At 75.1% G+C, this 17,418-nt stretch carries 17 protein-coding genes; 10 read left to right on the forward strand and 7 right to left on the reverse strand.

The genetic code is table 11. The features are described 5' to 3' along the window. Positions 1–42 precede the first annotated feature (42 nt). A complete protein-coding gene (locus AC067J_RS40500; RefSeq protein WP_478307847.1) occupies positions 43–954 on the reverse strand; it encodes a glutaminase in 912 nt (303 codons plus the stop codon). Positions 955–1,151: 197 nt separating this feature from the next. Between AC067J_RS40500 and AC067J_RS40505 the strand changes: the two genes are divergently transcribed. Together AC067J_RS40505 and AC067J_RS40510 are read left to right on the forward strand one after the other, a co-directional pair. After that, positions 1,152–1,823: a hypothetical protein gene (locus AC067J_RS40505; RefSeq protein WP_478307815.1), complete on the forward strand. Its 672-nt coding sequence runs from the start codon at positions 1,152–1,154 to the stop codon at positions 1,821–1,823. A gap of 119 nt (positions 1,824–1,942) precedes the next feature. Then, entirely contained in the window at positions 1,943–2,365 is a 423-nt protein-coding gene (locus AC067J_RS40510; RefSeq protein ID WP_478307816.1) for a DUF1801 domain-containing protein, read from the forward strand. Here AC067J_RS40510 and AC067J_RS40515 read toward each other — a convergent pair. The 3 genes from AC067J_RS40515 to AC067J_RS40525 all read right to left on the reverse strand — a co-directional run bounded on the left by AC067J_RS40515 (position 2,359) and on the right by AC067J_RS40525 (position 5,835). Further along, positions 2,359–3,411: a hypothetical protein gene (locus AC067J_RS40515; RefSeq protein WP_478307817.1), complete on the reverse strand. Its 1,053-nt coding sequence runs from the start codon at positions 3,409–3,411 to the stop codon at positions 2,359–2,361. The two genes, AC067J_RS40510 and AC067J_RS40515, sit on opposite strands and share 7 nt — an antisense overlap. A 696-nt stretch (positions 3,412–4,107) precedes the next feature. Beyond that, the gene (locus AC067J_RS40520) at positions 4,108–4,695 is read right to left on the reverse strand and encodes a lytic polysaccharide monooxygenase (protein ID WP_478307818.1); all 588 of its coding nucleotides are present in this window, start codon (positions 4,693–4,695) and stop codon (positions 4,108–4,110) included. 318 nt (positions 4,696–5,013) lie between these two features. Continuing rightward, positions 5,014–5,835 carry a hypothetical protein gene (locus AC067J_RS40525; protein WP_478307819.1) on the reverse strand — a complete coding sequence of 274 codons (822 nt, stop codon included), beginning with the start codon at positions 5,833–5,835 and terminating at the stop codon, positions 5,014–5,016. 687 nt (positions 5,836–6,522) lie between these two features. Between AC067J_RS40525 and AC067J_RS40530 the strand changes: the two genes are divergently transcribed. Further along, the gene (locus tag AC067J_RS40530) at positions 6,523–7,125 is read left to right on the forward strand and encodes a choice-of-anchor C family protein (protein WP_478307820.1); all 603 of its coding nucleotides are present in this window, start codon (positions 6,523–6,525) and stop codon (positions 7,123–7,125) included. A 67-nt stretch (positions 7,126–7,192) separates the two neighbouring features. Here the strand turns inward: AC067J_RS40530 and AC067J_RS40535 are convergent, their stop codons facing one another. Together AC067J_RS40535 and AC067J_RS40540 are read right to left on the reverse strand one after the other, a co-directional pair. Then, on the reverse strand, positions 7,193–7,702 hold the full coding sequence (locus AC067J_RS40535) for a hypothetical protein (RefSeq protein ID WP_478307821.1): 510 nt from the start codon (positions 7,700–7,702) through the stop codon (positions 7,193–7,195). A 315-nt stretch (positions 7,703–8,017) separates the two neighbouring features. Further along, on the reverse strand, positions 8,018–9,160 hold the full coding sequence (locus AC067J_RS40540) for a polysaccharide deacetylase family protein (protein ID WP_478307822.1): 1,143 nt from the start codon (positions 9,158–9,160) through the stop codon (positions 8,018–8,020). Between the two features lie 644 nt (positions 9,161–9,804). Here AC067J_RS40540 and AC067J_RS40545 point away from each other — a divergent pair. The 7 genes from AC067J_RS40545 to AC067J_RS40575 all read left to right on the forward strand — a co-directional run bounded on the left by AC067J_RS40545 (position 9,805) and on the right by AC067J_RS40575 (position 16,640). Then, a complete protein-coding gene (locus tag AC067J_RS40545) occupies positions 9,805–11,406 on the forward strand; it encodes an ATP-binding protein (protein ID WP_478307823.1) in 1,602 nt (533 codons plus the stop codon). Further along, on the forward strand, positions 11,403–11,810 hold the full coding sequence (locus AC067J_RS40550) for a roadblock/LC7 domain-containing protein (RefSeq protein WP_478307824.1): 408 nt from the start codon (positions 11,403–11,405) through the stop codon (positions 11,808–11,810). The genes AC067J_RS40545 and AC067J_RS40550 overlap by 4 nt, the downstream gene beginning before the upstream one ends. Next, on the forward strand, positions 11,807–12,166 hold the full coding sequence (locus AC067J_RS40555) for a DUF742 domain-containing protein (RefSeq protein ID WP_478307825.1): 360 nt from the start codon (positions 11,807–11,809) through the stop codon (positions 12,164–12,166). Before AC067J_RS40550 ends, AC067J_RS40555 begins: the two co-directional genes overlap by 4 nt. Then, positions 12,147–12,767 carry a GTP-binding protein gene (locus AC067J_RS40560; protein WP_478307826.1) on the forward strand — a complete coding sequence of 207 codons (621 nt, stop codon included), beginning with the start codon at positions 12,147–12,149 and terminating at the stop codon, positions 12,765–12,767. Before AC067J_RS40555 ends, AC067J_RS40560 begins: the two co-directional genes overlap by 20 nt. A gap of 102 nt (positions 12,768–12,869) precedes the next feature. After that, complete coding sequence (locus AC067J_RS40565) at positions 12,870–14,531, forward strand: cytochrome P450 (RefSeq protein ID WP_478307827.1); 1,662 nt, start codon at positions 12,870–12,872, stop codon at positions 14,529–14,531. A 113-nt stretch (positions 14,532–14,644) separates the two neighbouring features. Then, complete coding sequence (locus tag AC067J_RS40570) at positions 14,645–15,805, forward strand: hypothetical protein (RefSeq protein ID WP_478307828.1); 1,161 nt, start codon at positions 14,645–14,647, stop codon at positions 15,803–15,805. A gap of 190 nt (positions 15,806–15,995) precedes the next feature. Continuing rightward, positions 15,996–16,640, forward strand: a complete 645-nt coding sequence (locus tag AC067J_RS40575) for a dihydrofolate reductase family protein (protein WP_478307829.1) — start codon at positions 15,996–15,998, stop codon at positions 16,638–16,640. 72 nt (positions 16,641–16,712) lie between these two features. Here AC067J_RS40575 and AC067J_RS40580 read toward each other — a convergent pair whose 3' ends face one another. Next, entirely contained in the window at positions 16,713–17,234 is a 522-nt protein-coding gene (locus AC067J_RS40580) for a GNAT family N-acetyltransferase (protein WP_478307830.1), read from the reverse strand. Positions 17,235–17,418: the final 184 nt, after the last annotated feature.

Below are 17,418 nucleotides of genomic sequence, written 5' to 3' on the forward strand. Positions count from 1 at the left end.
CGATGGGCCGTACGGCGCCCGGCTCCGGGGCGGGCCGCCGGCTCAGAACACGGACCAGCCGGTCGCGGTCGTCAGCGCGTCGAGGGCCGCGACGCCGAGCACCGAGTTCCCGGCGGCGTCCAGCCCCGGGCTCCAGACGCAGACCGTGCCCCTGCCCGGAAGGACGGCCAGCACCCCGCCGCCGACCCCGCTCTTGCCCGGCAGACCGACCCGGTAGGCGAACTCGCCCGCCGCGTCGTACGTGCCGCAGGTGAGCAGCACCGCGTTGATCCGCTTGGCCTCGCTGCGTGTCAGCAGCCGCGAGCCGTCGGCCCGCACCCCGTGCCGGGCGAGGAAGAGCCCGGCCAGCGCGAGGTCGCGGCAGCTGGCCTCGATCGCGCAGTGCGCGTAGTAGTGCGCGAGGACGCTGTCGACCGGGTTGCGCAGGTTGCCGTAGCTCGCCATGAAGTGCGCCATCGCGGCGTTGCGGTGCCCGTGCTGCGCCTCGGAGGACGCCACCGAGTCGTCCACCGCGACGGCCTGGTTGCCGGACTCGGCGCGCAGGAACTCCCGGACCGCCCCGACCGCGTCGCCGGTGAGCTTCAGCAGCCGGTCCGTCACGACCAGCGCGCCCGCGTTGATGAACGGGTTGCGCGGGATGCCCTGCTCGGACTCCAGCTGGACCAGCGAGTTGAACGGGTTTCCGGACGGCTCCCGGCCCACCCCGTTCCAGAGCCCGTCGCCGCCCTCGGCGAGGGCCAAGGCCAGGGTGAACAGCTTCGACACCGACTGGATCGAGAACGGGTGCCGCCAGTCCCCCGCCCCGAACACCTCACCGTCCACGGTGGCGATCGCCATCCCGAATCCCGCCGGGTCGGCCTTCGCGAGCGCCGGGATGTAGTCGGCGACCCTTCCGCGCAGCGGCGACCGGCGGGCCGCCTCCATCGCCTCGTGCAACAGCACCTGGTAGTCCACATCGTCCACGCCGTCATTCTGGTCGACCGCGCCGACCTGCGAGAACCCGGGGGCCGCCCCGCGTGAGCAGCCCCGGCCGGAGAGGGGTGCGAGGAGGAGGGGTGCGGGGGTGCGGGGGTGCGGGGAGGTGGGGGACGGGGAGGCGGGGATGTGGGATGTGGCAGGCTGTCCGGGATCCGACGGAGGGGGACACCACCATGCACAGGCCGAGCCGGCCCGAGGACCTGGACCACGCGGACGGCGTGTGGGCGAGGGCCGTCGCCTTCGCTCTGCTGGAAGCCGCCACGGGTGATCCCGAGGGCTACTGGCTGGACGAGCACGGGGTGTGGTGCGACGCCACCGCCGGGTCCTACTGGTGGCGCGTCACCATGCTCGACGACGGGCACGCGGTCTTCTGCGGCCAGGACTCCGACGGGAGCGAGACCCACATCGACGGCGAGCAGATCGACTTCCTCGCCGGGGGCCCGGACTGGCTGCCCTGGGAGCAGCTGCGCGAGGACGCCCGGGGCAACCTGTTCGGGTTCCTCTACTGGTGGGAGGACGGCGCCTGGCACCGCATCCCCTACCCCGCCGCCGTCCTGGACGACGGGCTGTCCGGGGCCGCCGAGTGGCTGGGTTCCGAGGAGGAGTTCCTCGGCGAGGCGATCGGCCTGGCCGCCGTGGGGCGCGCGGACGAGCCGGCGTTCACCGAGGCCCTGGTCCGGTTCCTGCGATGCGCCGAGGCCCGCACCGTCGACAGTGCCGTGGTGGCGGAGCTGCTGGCGGCGGCGGGCACCGGGAACGGCGACCGCCCACCGCTGCTGCTGCTGGAGCCGGCCCTGGACGTCGCCGTCCGCGCCGGGCTCACCCGGCGTTCCGCGCACGCCTGACCGTTCCGCCGGGGTGGCGGGGCGGGTGGTGGGGCGGCGCGGTGTTCGCCCGCTCTGCCGGGACCGGGAGCAGAATCGTCCGGGACAGCCCATCCGCCCCGGTCCCGAGGAGCAGCGCCATGGCCGGTTACGAGACCGACCCCCGCGTGGACGCCTACATCGACGCCCTGCCCGGCTGGCAGCAGGAGGTCTGCCGTCGGGTCAGGGACCTCGTCCACGAGGCCGACCCGGAGGTCACGGAAACGGTCAAACGGACCGTCCAGCCGTACTTCGTGCTCCAGGGCAACATCTGCGCGCTGCTCGCGGCCAAGGACCACGTCAACGTCTTCCTCTACGACGGCGGCATCGTGCCCGACCCCGAGGGCATCGTCACCGGCGGCCACGACAACAAGACCGCCCGCACGGTGGCCGTCCGGGAGGGCGAGGCGCTCAACGAGGCGGCGCTGTCGGCCATGTTCCGGCAGATCGTCGCCGACAACCGGGCCGGCGGCTGGCGGGTGCTCAAACGCGACCGGCAGGGGCCGTCCGGGCCGGTTCAGTAACCGCCGAAGCCGCCGAAGCCGCCGAAGCCGCCGAAACCCCCGTGCCCGCCGTAGCCGCCGGCGCCGTGTCCGCCGGAGAAGCCTCCGGAGCCGGACAGGCCGGTGCCGCCGAGGCCGGGACCGCTGCTCCGCCACTTCGGGCCGGGGACCGCGACGGCCGGTCGCGGGCCTGCGGGGTCCGCGAGCCAATGGCCTCCGACCGCCTCGCACCACCAGTCGTGGAAGGTCACGTCGACGCCCTGTGCACGGCACTCCTCCTCGGTCGCGGCGCGGGCCCTGGCGTCCCACCGGAACTCGCAGGGGCCGCCGGTACTGCCGGAGCCGCCGGAGCTGCCCGGGCCGCCCGCTGCGTACGCCAGGGCCAGCAGGGCCGTCGCCAGTTCCTTCGCCGTCACCGGCTCCCGGGGAGCCTCCGGCTCCGTCGGTACGGTCACCGGCTCCGCCGTCGGCACGTCACGGCGGTGAATGCGGACGGACTCGCCCGGGCCTCCCGGCCGGTGCAGCCACACCGCACGGGCCGCGATCCCCTCGACCACCGCCCGCCTCCGCTGCGCCTCCCGCCGACGGGCCTCCTCGGCCGCCAGCCTGGCCGCCCGCGCCTCCGACTCCCGCCGTTCGAGCTCCGCCAGCACCGGCCGGTAGGCCTCGGTCGCCCGGTACAGCTCCAGCGCGAAGACCTGCTGCGCGTGCGCCGACCGTTCGGCGGCCCGCCGCTCCCAGCCGGGCCACCTGCGCGGTCGGCCGATGCCGTGCCAGCCCCTCGACCCCTTCGCCAGGTCGACGTGGGCGCGGTGGCCGCCGTGTGCCCGGTACAGCTCCTCCAGGGCGCGTGACAGACAGTCGAGGAACGTGCGTACGGCGCCCTCCCAGCGTGCGCGGTCGCCCTCCGAACAGGGAACCGGCTCGCCCCAGCCGACCCCGATCCGGTAGACCTCCACGTGGTCCGGCAGCACCACCGAGGCGGTCGGCACGAAGCGGACGGCGCACAGCTCCGCCGCCTCCAGCCGTACCCGCTCCCGGCCGACCCTCACCTCGGTGACCGCCACTGCCGCACCCTCCCGCCCCGACGACGGATCACGCCCCGCCGGCCGCAGCCGGCCGGCACACAGCCCGACCGTCACTCACCATAACCGCACCACTACCTTCCGCGACAGTCCTTTTCCGGGCGGCGGACCGCGCGGTCACCGGAGGTCCCGCGCCCGTGGCAGCCCGATCCCCGCACGGCCGCGGCGAGATGGCGGGCGGCTCCGGGCAACCGTCCGGGCACGGCGGCACCGGTGGCAGCGGCCACCGGCCGGCGGCGGCCACCGGCCCCGGCCGGTCAGGCCCGCCGAAGCACCGATCACCACGCAGAAACCCAGGTCACAGCCCCGGGTCACAGCGCCAGGCCACAACCCCGGGCCACAGCCTCACCCGGTGTGGCAGCCGAAGGCGGGCCCCACCGTCGGGCGGGCGGTGGGGGCGCCCGCCCGACGCCCGTCAGATGGAGGTGGAGAGGGCCACGTGGCGCCATCGGTCGAGCTCGGCGCCCCGGCCACCGGCCGGTAGCGCGGCTCGGACGCGGCCTCGCTCCGGCGCCCGGGGGCCGCTACGGCCCGCAACCGTCGGTTCGGGACGGAAGTGCACGGGCCGGGGGACGGGCTCGCCCGGACACCCGGAGGGCCCGCCGGCCCCGGTAGGCGGGGGCGGCGGGCCCGGATGGCGCGGGTCGTCCGGTGACGCGGGTCGTCCGGTGGTGGGGGTCAGAAGAGGACGTCGGTGCAGGAGTAGAAGGCGTTCGCCGTGTCCGCGACGTCCCAGACCGCGACGACCACGTGGTGACCGGTGCGGCCGGTCGGGAGGGTCGCGGTGTGGGTGGTGGTGGCGGCCGGCTGCCGTCCGTTGTACGGGACGGTCAGGAACGGGGTGAGGTCCAGGGCGGCCCGGGTGATCTTCTGGGTCGCGCTGTAGCCGGGCTTGGTGAGGAAGTACCTGAAGTTGGTGGTCGAGTGCCTGGCCTCGATCTCCCAGGTGAACGTGAGCTGCTGGCCGGCCGTCACCTTCGTGGTCGGCCAGGTTCCGTTGCGCGGGTTGTCCAGCGGCGCCCAGCGCGCGTCGGCGCCCGCGCAGATGGTGCCGTCGGCGGGGCCTCTGGTCGGGAAGCCCTTCGGGCCCTCGACCGACTGCGGCTCCCACTGGATGTCGCCGCAGTTCTTGACGACGCCGGCGCCGCAGAGCGCGGAGCGGCTCGGCGGCAGGTTGATGAATCCGTGCGACTGGGCCGGTACGGCCAGCGTGAGCGGCACGGCGACCGCGGCCAGGGCCGCGCCGACGATGTGGCGTTTGCGCATGGTTCTCCTCCGTGGGGGATGGGGAGTGCGCCCGACGCAGGAGGCGCGTGGGGGTGCGCCGTCCGCGAGATCTTGGCATGCCTGCGCCAGGTAGGTGCCCCATACCGTAGGCATCGCCCGATAGGCCGTCAATGGTCTGGACCAGATCGACATGTGGTCCAGACCAAACCGCAAGGAGGGCCCGCCGGACGCACCCGGCCCGCCGTCCGACGGGGACGGCGGGGACGGCGGGGACGGCGGCGGCCGGACCCGCCGCCGCGACACCGGGCAGGCGGGTGGGCAGGCGCGCAGGCGGACAGGCGGACAGGCAGGCGAGCGTCAGTGCCGGATGGCGGGGGTGGACTCGCCGAGGGCGCGCAGCCGGTTGCGGGCGTGGAACCAGCGCAGCTGCGTCCCGCACGCGCCGAGGACCGTGCCGAGCGCGTGGAGCATCGCCGCGTGGACGGACGCGCGGGCAGCCACCGCGAGGCCGGCGCCCGCGGAGGCGCTGTCGGCCAGATCGGTGAGCCGCCGCGACGGGTTCCAGCCGATGTCCGCGCCCCCTTCGGCACCGCCCCCGCCCTCCCCGGCGGGCCACGGACCGAGGGTGACACCGGCGGCGCCCAGATGCCCCGCGACGGGCAGTCCCGCGAGCACGGCGCTGCGCCGGACGGCGTCCACGAGCTCCTCCGCGAGGCCGAGTTCGGCCGGTGTGGCCCCCGCCGGCCGGCGGACCAGGACGTCCGGCGGCACGCGCAGCCCGGCACCCGCCGACCCGCTCACCCGGAGCTCCCGGCCGGACCGGCCACGGCTCACGTCGAGGCCGAACGCCGGGAGGAACTCGGCGAGCGCGTTGACCATGCCCACCCCGACCACCTGCCGGGCGGAGCCCGCCGCGTGCCGCGGATCCTCCATGGCGGCCGCGTCGGCCAGGCGCCGGGAGGGCAGCCAGTCGACGGCGGCCAGGCCCTCGCAGCGGTCGGTGTCGTCCGCCGGTTCCGCGGGGCGGACGCGCACGCCGGGACCCTCGTCGCCGAAGGCGACCGGCAGGCCCGCGAGCAGCACGGCGTCGGTGATGCGGTCGGCCAGGACGGGGTCGACCGCGCCCCGGCGCGGACCGCCGTCGACCGGGGAGGATGTCCGGTGCCGCGGGAAGGTCATCGGACGAGGCCCTTCGGTGCGGCGGACAGCGCGGCCGGCCGACCGCAGGTCCGCGCCGTCCGGCCCGCCCACGGCCGGCCCTGCCCGGTCGTCCCGGTGGACTCGACGGCCGGTCTCCGGACGCCGGACGCCCTCCCCCGCGCGCCCGGCCGGTTCCGCGGCTCCAGGCCTCGCACCGAAGTCCCTTCCACAGAAGCCTCCTTGGGCCGGTACGGGGAGAACGCCGACCATCCGTCGAGAGGCTACCGGCGCGCACGGACGGTTCGGCGCCGAATCCACAAGTTGGCCCGCCGGGGCGCCCACCGGAACACCCGCCCGGACACCCGGCCCCGCGCCTCCCGCGCACGCTGGGGCGTGCACGAATCGGATCGACGGCGCACGAAGCTTCGTGCACCACTGGACCACCGCGTCGGAGGCGCCGCCCGCCGGCCCGCACGACGGCGCCCCGGCGCGCCGGCCGGCTGCGCACCGGCGGAGAAGGAGCAGGTCAGCGCGCCACCGACCGGGCGCCCGCCCCCGGCACCGCACGGACGGACGGCAAACCGGCGCGCGGGGGCCCGGCGGCGGAGGTCCGCACCACGGGGCGCTGCCGCACCACCCTTGGCCCCGACCCCACGAACCCCGGACGATCTCGGGTGTCCGGCCGATCACCGGCCCGGCAACGGGCCCGCACCCTGGGAGAATTCCATGTCGATCTCGCGCATCCGCACGACCGCCGCCACGGCCGCCGCCATCGCCCTGCTGCTCGCCGGGAGCGGGATCGCGGCGGGCGCGACCCGCGCGCTCAGCCGCTTCGACGACGGCAGCTTCGAGACGCCCAAGGTGGCGGCGAACACCTTCCAGGGCCTCGGGGCCGGACAGAGCATCGGGCCGTGGCAGGTCGCCGCCGGTTCGGTGGACCTGATCGGCGCCGGGTTCTGGCAGGCCGCCGAGGGCGACCAGTCGGTCGACCTCAACGGCTCGAACGCGGGCACCGTCTCGCAGACCTTCACGACGACGCCCGGCACCTCCTACACGGTGAGCTACTCCATCGCCGGGAACCCGAACGCCGGGCCCGCCCTGAAGACCGGCCAGGCGCTCGTCGACGGCCAGGAGTTCCAGGCCTTCTCCTTCGACATCACCGGGAAGACCCGCACCGCCATGGGGTACGTGACCCGCCAGTTCACCTTCGTGGCCACCAACCCCTCGACCACGCTGGCCTTCCGGAGCACCACCGCCGGCAGCAACGCCGGCCCCGTCCTGGACAACGTCCAGGTCCAGGCGTGCCAGCCCTGTCCCACCTGCGGCTGACCCGGCGCCGGAGGACGCGCCGGTGGAGCCGACGGCGCGCGCCGTCGGCTCCACCCGCCGCCGGGCGTCACGCCTTGAGGCGGTACTTCGTGACGTTGGCGGTGATGCTGTGGCTGCAGTCGCGGTTGGTGACGGTGGCCGAGTAGCTCCAGCCCCCGGGGACGGTGCACGCCCAGAGGCCGTCGACCGGGACGCGCAGCCGGTACGACGGGTTGGTCGACCCGGGACTCATGCTGCAGTCCGCGCGCTGGGTGACGAGGTCGTGGACGAAACCGGTGGCGGTGACGCAGGAGCTGACCAGGTCCCCCGGGACCCGCAGCCGGTAGGACGCCGACGACGAGCTCTTGAGCATGCTGCAGTTGGAGGTCAGCGCGGCCTGGTCGTAGACGAAACCGCGCGCGGTGACGCACGAGACGAGCCCGTCCACCGGGGTGCGCAGGCGGTACAGGGGCCTGTAGCTCCCGCAGGAGGAGTCGGCGACGACCAGGTCGTAGACGTAGCCGGACGGCACCGAACAGGACCAGGTGCCGTCCAGTCCCGTCGGCGCGGCGGACGCGGCCGGGACGGCGACGAGCACCGGAGCGAGGGCGGCGACGGCCGCCAGCGCGGTACGGCCGGCGAATCGGGCGAGCCACCCGGTCCTCCCGCGCCGCCCGGGCCGCCGGGAGGACCCGACCGACCCGACCGACCCGACCGACCCGACCGACCCGGCGGACCCGGCGGACCCGGCGGACCCGGAATCTTCCATCGACACTGCCGTCATCACGGAACCCCCTCAGCTGATGACGACGGGCGAACGCCCGCCCGTCACCCTTCTAGCAGCCGCCGGACCGCCGCCGGCCCCCTACCGGACCGACCGGTCCGGACCGTCCGCGAACGTCTACCCGCCGCCCTACGTCCGGGATGCCGACGCGCGGGGCGCGGGGACGCGGGGCGGGCCCGCGGCCACGGGTCCGCCCGCCGGGGTGCCCCGTCCGGCCGGCGACCGGCCGGCGAGCAACTCGTCGAGGCCGACCAGCCGGTAGCCGCGTTCGCGCAGCCCGGTGATCACCGCGGGAAGGGCGGCGACGGTCTGCGAACGGTCCCCGCCGCCGTCGTGCATCAGCACCATCGAGCCGGGCCGGACCTGCCGGAGCACGCGTTCGGCGATCACCTCGGGCCCCGGCCGCGCCCAGTCGTTGGTCTCCACGTCCCAGAGCACCGTGGTGAGGCCCGACTCGGCCACCCGCTCCAGCAGTTCGGGGCTCCGCCCTCCGTACGGGGGGCGGAGCCACTCCACCGGCGCGTCCAGACCGGCCGCCGCGGCGAGCGCCTCCGAGGTGAAGCCGAGCTGCTCCCGCAGCCCGACCGGGCCGAGGTCGGGCAGGTAGGCGTGCGACCAGCTGTGGTTGCCCAGGGTGTGCCCCTCGGCGGCGGTCCGGCGCACCACGTCGGGGTGGGCCAGGACGTGCAGGCCGATGCAGAAGAACGCCGCCGGGGCGTCGTGGCGGCGCAGCACGTCCAGCACCTGCGGGGTGAACTCCGGGTCCGGGCCGTCGTCGAAGGTCAGGGCCACCATCGGCGCGGAGCCCGCCGTTGTCTCGGGGCCGCCGGTGCTGTCCGCGCTGCCGGGGCCGCCCAGCAGGCAGCGGCCCTCCGCCGCGAGGCGCTGCTCGACGGGGCCGGACGCCTTCTCCGCGGCGGCGATCTCCTCCTCGCGGCCGCTCATGGTCCAGCCCCCGGCGCCGAGTGCCACCAGTTCGTCCGACCGGGACCGGCCGAGTTCGGCGAGCACCTCCGCCGTGATCCGACCGTCCGTCAGAACCGGTGGGTCGGCGCGGAGTACCGTGATCCCGGCAGCGGTGAGGGAGCCGTCGAGGATCCCGTTGGCACTGTCGACGACCACCGCGAAGCCGGCGGGCGACTGCTCCGCCAACTCGGCGAGCCTCGCCAACGGCCGCTCCAGAGGGCAGTGTTCGTACACCTCGACCGCTTCCGGCCGGCCGCCGGCCGCGTCCACGACGGCTATCCGGTATCCGTCTCGCGTCAGACCCACACCCGCGAATCGCATGGCGCCCGCCCCTCCCTCGGACCTCTCCCGGACCGGTCGGACCCGGCCCGGTGAGGCTGCTGGTGACTGCTGCATGACACTGGGGACCACCCGGTCCACAGGCGCCGCCGCGGACAACGGACAGCGCAACTCCCGTCCCCCACAAGCCCCAACGGCAGGAAGCCCGATCATACGGACGAGCGGCGCGCGCGACGAGACCTCCTGTGGGGTAGTTCCGCCCCGGCGGGCCGGGGCGGGCACGAGGAGACGGAAGCGGGAACGGCAGGAGCGGCGGGCGCAGGAACAGCAGGAACAGCAGGAACAGCAGGAACGGCGGGAACGGCGGGAACGGCAGGAGCGACAGCAACAGCAGGAGCGGCGGGAGCGGGAGCCACGGCAGGGCTCCCCGCGGGCGTGGACCCAGTGTGGTCGGCACCGCGCGTTAGCACGAACCACCCCCTCCGCGTGGCCGGTTCTCCGGGATACCGCCCGCATTGGCGAACTGGACGCGGCCTGCGGTTCGGTGGGCCGCGGGCACGGTAAACCTGGTGCCAACACCGCCCCGGACGCCGGGACCCGAGGGCGGTTCGCGGAGCACCGGCCCCGCACGTCCCTCCCCCTACTCTTCCGATCATCTATGAGGATGCTGAATGCTTGGTGCTGGATCGTCACCCGGAGGCCGGCGCTCCGCTCCCGTACTCGTCTGGCTCCTGCCCACCGTCGTGACGGCGACCGTCGCCGTCCTCGCCGTGTCGACGGCCTCCGCCGGCTCCCGCACGCCGGTCGCCTGGTGCGCCGCGGTCGGAACGCTCGCGGTGGCCCTGGTGGCCGCCGAGGCCGCCCGCCGGGGCCGGGCGACCGAGGCCCTGCGCGAACGGTGCGCCCAGCGGGAGGACGAACTGCGCCGCCGGCTGTCGCGGCAGGAGGCCGAGACGGTCCGACTGGCCAGGATCGGCCTGCCCGACGCGGTGGTCCGCCTCCAGCGGGGCGAGTCCCTGGACGACGTCATCACGGCGAACGAATCGCAGGACGTCCTCGTCGGACCGGAGTTCCGGGTCGCCCAACACGCGCTGCTCCGCGCCGTGCTGGAGGCGGTCGACACCGAGGAGGGCATGCGCGAGTCCGCCCAGCGGGCCTTCGTCAACATCGCCCGCCGGGTGCAGGCGATCGTCCACCGGCAGGCCAGTGAGCTGCGCGGCATGGAGCACCGGCACGGCAACGACCCCGACGTCTTCGACGACCTGCTCCTCCTGGACCACGGCAACGCGCTGATCGGCCGTCTCGCGGACAGCATCGCCGTGCTCGGCGGCGCGCGCCCCGGCCGCCAGTGGAACAAGGCGGTGCCGCTGTACAGCGTGCTGCGCGGCGGCATGTCCCGGATCCTCGACTACCAGCGGGTGGAGCTGCACCCCGTCTCGGACGTCGCCGTCGTCGGCCCGGCCGTCGAACCGCTCATCCACGCGGTAGCCGAACTCCTGGACAACGCCACCCGCTACTCCCCGCCGCACACCAACGTGCACCTGACCGCCGTCGAGGTGCAGACCGGCATCGCGATCGAGATCGAGGACGGCGGCCTCAGCCTGAGCGAGGAGGGCCGGGCCCGCGCCGAGCGGATGCTCCGCGAGGCACAGGCCGGCATCGACCTCAACGACCTCGGCGAGACGCCCCGGCTCGGCCTGGCCGTGGTCGGCCGGCTCTCCAGGGCGTACGGCTTCCAGGTCTCACTGCGCCCGTCCGCGTACGGCGGTGTGCGGGCCGTCCTGGTCGTGCCGCAGGAACTCATCACCACCGCCCCCGCCACGGGCCGCGCCCACGGCATCGGCGTCACGGGCTCCTCCGGCCCGCTGCCGGTGGACGACCGCCGGCCGCACACGGGGCCGGCGCGGCGGACCGCCGCGGGGACGGTCCCGGCCGGGGACGAGGCCCCGGCGGTGGTCGGCGAGCGGACCGCCAACGGCCTGCCGCGGCGCCGGCGGCACGCCGCCCCCTCCCGGACCGCCACCCCCGCCCGGGGTGTCGCCGCCGCGCCGTCCCGGAGCGAAGCCCCGGCACCGTCCCGGAACGGAGTCCCCGCGGCCTCCCGCACCGGCGGCGCTCCCCCGCCTCCACGGGCGGTGGCCGAGCCCCCGGGCGGGGCGGTACAGCCCGGCCTGTGGCTGGCCGCCTTCCACGAGGGAGTCAACGGGACCGCACCGTCCGCCGGCACGGCGGGCCACAGCAGCGACGAGTCGGCGGGGAGGGACGAGCGGTGATCCACCAGCGAACCAACATGGACTGGATGCTGAAGCAACTGGCGGAGGAGGTGCCGCACGTCCGCAACGTCGTCGTGCTCTCCGCCGACGGCCTGCGGATGGCCCAGCACGGGACCGAGACCGACACCGCCGACCGGCTCGCCGCCGCCTGCGCCGGGCTGCAGAGCCTCGCCGCCGCCGTGGGGCACGAGTTCCCGCACGGCGACGGCAGGATGCGGCTGGTCGTGATCGAGATGGGCGGCGGGTTCTTCTACCTGATGGCGGCCGGCGCCCGGGCCTACCTCGCGGTGCTGGCCGACGAGGGCGTGGACGCCGGACTCATGGGCCAGCGGATGCGGGACCTGGTCGCGCGGATCGGTGAGCATCTCAGTACGCCTCCGCGCAGGGGTGAGCCCGTCGTATGAGCACAGCCGGCCAGGACTGGGGCGACGAGGCCCCGGAACGCCTCTACGTGATCACGCGCGGCCGCGGTGGTCCGGCCGGACGTACCGCGTTCGACCTGGTCACCCTGATCGTCGCCCGCTCGGAGCCGACCCCGACCATGCCGCCGGAGCACGCGGCGATCCTGCGGATCTGCGGGTCGCCGCTGTCCGTCGCCGAGGTCTCCGCCTACCTGCGGCTGCCCGTCAGCGCGGTCACCGTGCTGCTGGCGGACCTCCTCGACGAGGAGCGGATCGAGGCCCGTGCCTCCGTCCCGCCCGCGCTTCTCCCCGACCGTGCCCTGTTGGAGGCGGTGATGCATGGACTTCAGAGGCTCTGAGACGGTGCTGGGGCCGTCGAGCGCGGATCTGCTCCCGGACTCGGCCGCCACGGCGGTCAAGGTGGTGGTCGTCGGCGGCTTCGGCGTCGGCAAGACCACCCTGGTCGGTTCGGTGAGCGAGATCCGCCCGCTGACCACCGAGGAGACGATGACCGAGGCCGGCGCGGACGTCGACGACATCGCCGGCATCGAGCGCAAGTCCTCCACCACGGTCGCCATGGACTTCGGCCGCATCAGCATCAGCGACGAACTGGTGCTGTACCTGTTCGGCACGCCCGGGCAGGAGCGGTTCTGGTTCCTGTGGAACGGCCTCTTCGAGGGGGCGCTCGGTGCCGTCGTCCTGGTCGACACCCGCCGGCTGGAGATCAGCTTCGACGTGATCGGACGCCTGGAGGACCGCGGCGTGCCCTTCGTGGTCGCGGCCAACGTCTTCCCCGAGTCGCCCACGTACGAGCAGGAGGAGCTGCGGCTCGCGCTCGACCTGCCAGCCGAGGTGCCGATCGTGGCCTGCGACGCCCGGGTCCGCGAGTCCGGCCGGGACGTCCTGCTGGCCCTCATGCACTACCTGTACGACCTCGCGGGGCCGCCGCCGGTGCGGTGACCGCGCCGGGCCGGCGGGCGCTCCCCGCCGGCCCGGACGACCGCCGTGCCCCGCCCCGCCCCGCCTTCCGCCTTCCGCCTTCCGACGACTTTCGGAGCCATCGTGACCAGCCCGTTCCCCGACGACGCCGCCCTCGTCCCGCCGAGCGGCTGCCCCGCCCACCGGCCCGGCGCCGACCTCCAGGACCTCCAGGACCTGAAGAGGCTCCAGGAGCTCCAGGGCCTCCAGGAACTCGGGATCGACGGCCTCGGGCTCCACGAGGCCGGACCGCCCGACCTCGGACAACGCGAGCTCGGACTCCGGGCGTTCGGCACCGCCGGCCTCCGGCGGCTCTACGGCCCGGAGGCCGAGGCGGACCCGGCGGGCCTGTACGAGCGGCTGCGCGCCGAGCACGGCGAGGTGGCTCCCGTCCTGCTGCACGGCGACCTCCCCGCCTGGCTGGTCCTCGGCCACTCCGCCAATCTCACCGTCATGCGCACCCCCTCCCGGTTCTCCAGGGACTCGCGCCGCTGGACGGCCTTCCAGGAGGGCCTGGTCTCCGCCGACTCCCCACTGATGCCGGTGATCGCCTGGCAGCCGCTCTGCGTGTTCGCGGACGGCGCCGAGCACCGGCGCCTGCGCGGCGCCGTCAACGACGGCCTGAACGGCTTCGACCGGCGCGGCATCCGCCGCTACGTCACCCGCTTCACCGACCAGCTGGTCCGGGAGTTCGGCCCGACCGGGCACGGCGAACTGGTCACCCGGTTCGCCGAGCACCTGCCGATGCTGGTGCTGACCCAACTGGTCGGGATGCCCGAGGAGTACGGGCCCCGGCTGGTCGACGCCGCCCGGGACCTGATGAAGGGCACCGAGACGGCGATCGCCAGCAACGACTACGTCGTGGCCTCGCTGCGCCGGACGATGGAGCGCAAGCGGATCACGCCCGGCCCCGACCTCGTCTCGCGGCTGATGGCGCACCCGGCCGGACTCACCGACGACGAGGTGCTGGAGCACCTGCGGGTCGTGCTGCTGGCGGCGAACGAGACGACCGTCAACCTGATCGCGGACACCCTGAAGCTCATCCTCACCGACGAACGGTTCCGGGCCCACCTCTCCGGCGGGCACATGACCGTGCCGGACGCCCTGGACCAGGTTCTCTGGGACTCCGCGCCGATGACGCTCGTCGCGGGCCGCTGGGCCACCGGCGACACCGAGCTCGGCGGTCAGCGGATCAAGGCCGGGGACATGCTGCTGCTGGGCCTCGCCGCCGGGAACGTCGACCCGGTCGTCCGCCCCGACCTGACCAAACCGCTCCACGGCAACCGCTCCCACCTGGCGTTCGGCAGCGGCCCGCACGAGTGCCCCGGCCAGGACATCGGCCGGGCCATCGCGGAGACCGGGATCGACATCCTGCTGACCCGCCTGCCGGACCTCCAGCTCGCCGTTCCCGAGTCCGAACTGACCTGGACCTCGGCCTGGCTCTCGCGGCATCTGGTCGCGCTGCCGGTGGAGTTCACCCCGCGGACCGACCCGGCCGGGGAGGAGGCTCCCGCTGCGGCGCGGCCCGGGGCGGCCGCCGGTGCCGCACCGTCGGCCGTCCGGCCTCCCGCGCGATCGGGCCCATCGGTGGCACCGTCGGCATCGGCGGCAGCGGCAGCGGCAGCACCGACAGCACCGGCTTCACCCGCCGGTGACCGGCCCGGGCGGGCACCGGCCGCTCCGGTGCCCGTCCCCCGGCAGCGGCGCGGCTGGTGGAGCACCCTGACCGGACTGTTCCGGCGCTGAATCGCGCGCCCCGGCAGCGGCAGCCGCCACAACTCCTCCTGTACGAAGGCTGGTTGTCGCAGCGAGCGAGGGCCTAACCTCACCCCGAGGACACGTGGATCACTGGGGGGACGATGACGGTTGCCACTGTCGGGATCCTGGGGTTCGCCCTGGGGTGCCTGGTCGCGGCGGCGGTACTGCGGAAGCAGGCCGTCGACGCCGCCCGGAGCGCCGCCGAGTCGGCCCTGGCGGCCGCCGCTTCGGCCGCTTCCGCCGCTTCCGCCGCGACGGCCGCGAAGGCCAAGGAGCCCGCGCCGGTGAAGGGACGCCGGGCCCCGTCCGACGGTTCGGCACGCGCGGGGGCCGCGCGCACGCCCGCAGCCGGGGCCGCGCCCGCCGCCGCGCCCGCCGCCAAGCGGGAGTCCGCGGCCAAGGCGGCAGCCGATGCGAAGCCCGCGTCGAGGGCCGCGTCCAAGTCCGCGTCCAGGGCCAAGCCCGCAGCCAGGCCCGCGCCTTCGGAGCCGAAGGACGGGACATCCGCGGAGGGAGTACCCGAGCCGACGGTCGCCTCCGCCGAGGACGACGGACTCCCCCGCCTCCACCGCGTCCAGGTGCCCAAGGACCGGCCCGGCCCGGTCCCCCAGCGCCGGGCGGGGGAGAAGCACCACTACTCCGGGGTCTGGAACCAGCCGACCGCCCTGGAGTTCCGCATCGAGAAACCCGAGCCCGACGCCGTGGCGATCGCCTGGGTCGAAGCGTCGACCAAGGAGGGGCACGTCACCGTCACCCCCGTCACTCGCACCCCGACCCAGGTGGAGACCCACTCGTCGCTGCTGTTCCACTACGGCAGCGAGGAACGCGGCCTGGCCCGCACCGTGGTGCCCCGGGAGGCCACTCACCTCAGCGTCGAGGGATCCGGCAAGTGCGCCTGGTCGGTACGGCTGTTCGGGCCCTCGGAGATCGACGAACTGTTCCAGGACCGCGAGGGCTGCGGCGACACCGTCCTGGCCATCCGCCCCGACTCGCCCTCCGAGGTCGTCATCCACGCCAACTCCTCCTCCTGGAACGCGACGTTCATCTGCAGCTGCTGGCAGGGCGAACGGATCGGCGACTGCAAGTGCCCGCCGCGGACGGGCTGGACGACCGAGGGCTCCCTGTACGTCAGCGCGCACGGCGAGGCCATGCGGACTCTCTCCGTCCCGCGCTCCGGCCTGATCAGGCTGCACGCCGACAAGCCGGGCGACCCGTGGCGCCTGCAGCTGCGCGCCCGCGGCCGGAAGCAGGCCGACGGCTGAGAGCCGGCCAGGACCGGGGCGGCGCGACGCCGGAGGCCCGCCGCGGCTCGGCGCGACACGGCGGCGGCGCGACACGGCGGCGGCGCGCCGGGGCGCGGCGCCGGGCGGGACGACCGGAGCAGGGCTAGAGTCGGCCCGGAGCCGGTGCGGCCGGTCCGCCCCGGAGTACCGTCCGCCGGAGGGTGTCCCCGTGTCCCTGGTACGCGTCCACAACTTCTCGGTGTCCCTCGACGGCTACGGCACGGGCGAGGGACAGAGCCTGGAGGCGCCGTTCGGCCACGCCGGCGAACGGCTCCACAGCTGGTTCTTCCGGACCAGGACCTTCCGCCGGATGCAGGGCGAGGAGGGCGGTGACACCGGCGTGGACGACGCCATGGCACGGGCCTGGGGCGACGGGATCGGCGCCGAGATCATGGGGCGCAACAAGTTCGGCCCGCAGCGCGGCCCGTGGCAGGACCAGGAGTGGACCGGCTGGTGGGGGCCGGAACCGCCGTTCCACACGCCGGTCTTCGTCCTGACCCACCACCCGCGCCCCTCCCTGGAGATGGCGGGCGGCACCACGTTCCACTTCGTCGACGGCCCGCCGGCCGAGGTGCTCGACCGGGCCCGCGCGGCCGCGGGCGGCCTCGACGTCCGGCTCGGCGGCGGCCCGGCCACGATCCGCGACTACCTCGCCGCCGACCTGGTCGACCACCTGCACGTGGTCGTCGTGCCCATCCTCCTCGGCCGCGGCGAACGGCTCTGGGACGGTCTCGAAGGCCTCGAACAGCGCTTCCGCACCGAAGCCGTCAGCAGCCCCTGCGGCGTCACCCACCTGACCTTCACCCGGGCCTGAGGCGCGCCCCGGGCCTGAGGCGCGCGGGACCGTCCCCGGGCCTGAGGCGGTCGGGACCGGGCGGCGGGGCCGCTACGTGCCGGTGACGCCGCCGAGGTCCACCGCCCAGTCGTTGGACCGGATCCACTGGCCCTTGGGGTACTCGAAGTCGGTCTGGCCGAGCAGTTCGAAGCCCGCCCGGCGGCAGACGGCGTTCGAGGCGGGGTGGTCGACGGCCGGGTAGGCGTGGATGCTGCGGTGGCGCCCGGCCGACCGCGCCGCGGCGACGACCTCGCGGGCCGCCGCCGCGGCGAGGCCCCGGCCCTGGAACTCCGGTAGCACCGCCCAGCCGGTCTCCCACACGGTCTCGTCGCCCGCCGCGTGCTCCCAGAACCCGATCGACCCGACGGTCTCCCCGGAGTCGGCCAGGACCACCCGGTACATCCGCCCGGCGGCGAGGTCGAGGTAGCGGCGATGGCGCGCCGTCAGCTTCTCCTCGGCCTCGGGACCTCCCAGGTGTTCCGTCATCCCGGGCGTGTTGGCCCGGCGCAGCACCCACAGGTCGCCCTCGGCCCAGGGCATCAGCGTCACGCGGTCGGCAGTGGCATCGTCCATGGCACCCACCCTAGGCCGGGCGACCGACAGCCGGCCCCGTGCGTGCCCGGCACCACCCGCACCACCCGCACCGGGCGCGCCCCCGGTCCCGCCGCACTGTCACAGGACGGTCCCCGCTCGGTGAACGGAACCCGATCGCCGTTCCCAACCACGGTTCGCAGCAGCATTCTTGGGCTGGCGTCCG

Source organism: Kitasatospora sp. NPDC042419 (assembly GCF_056437345.1).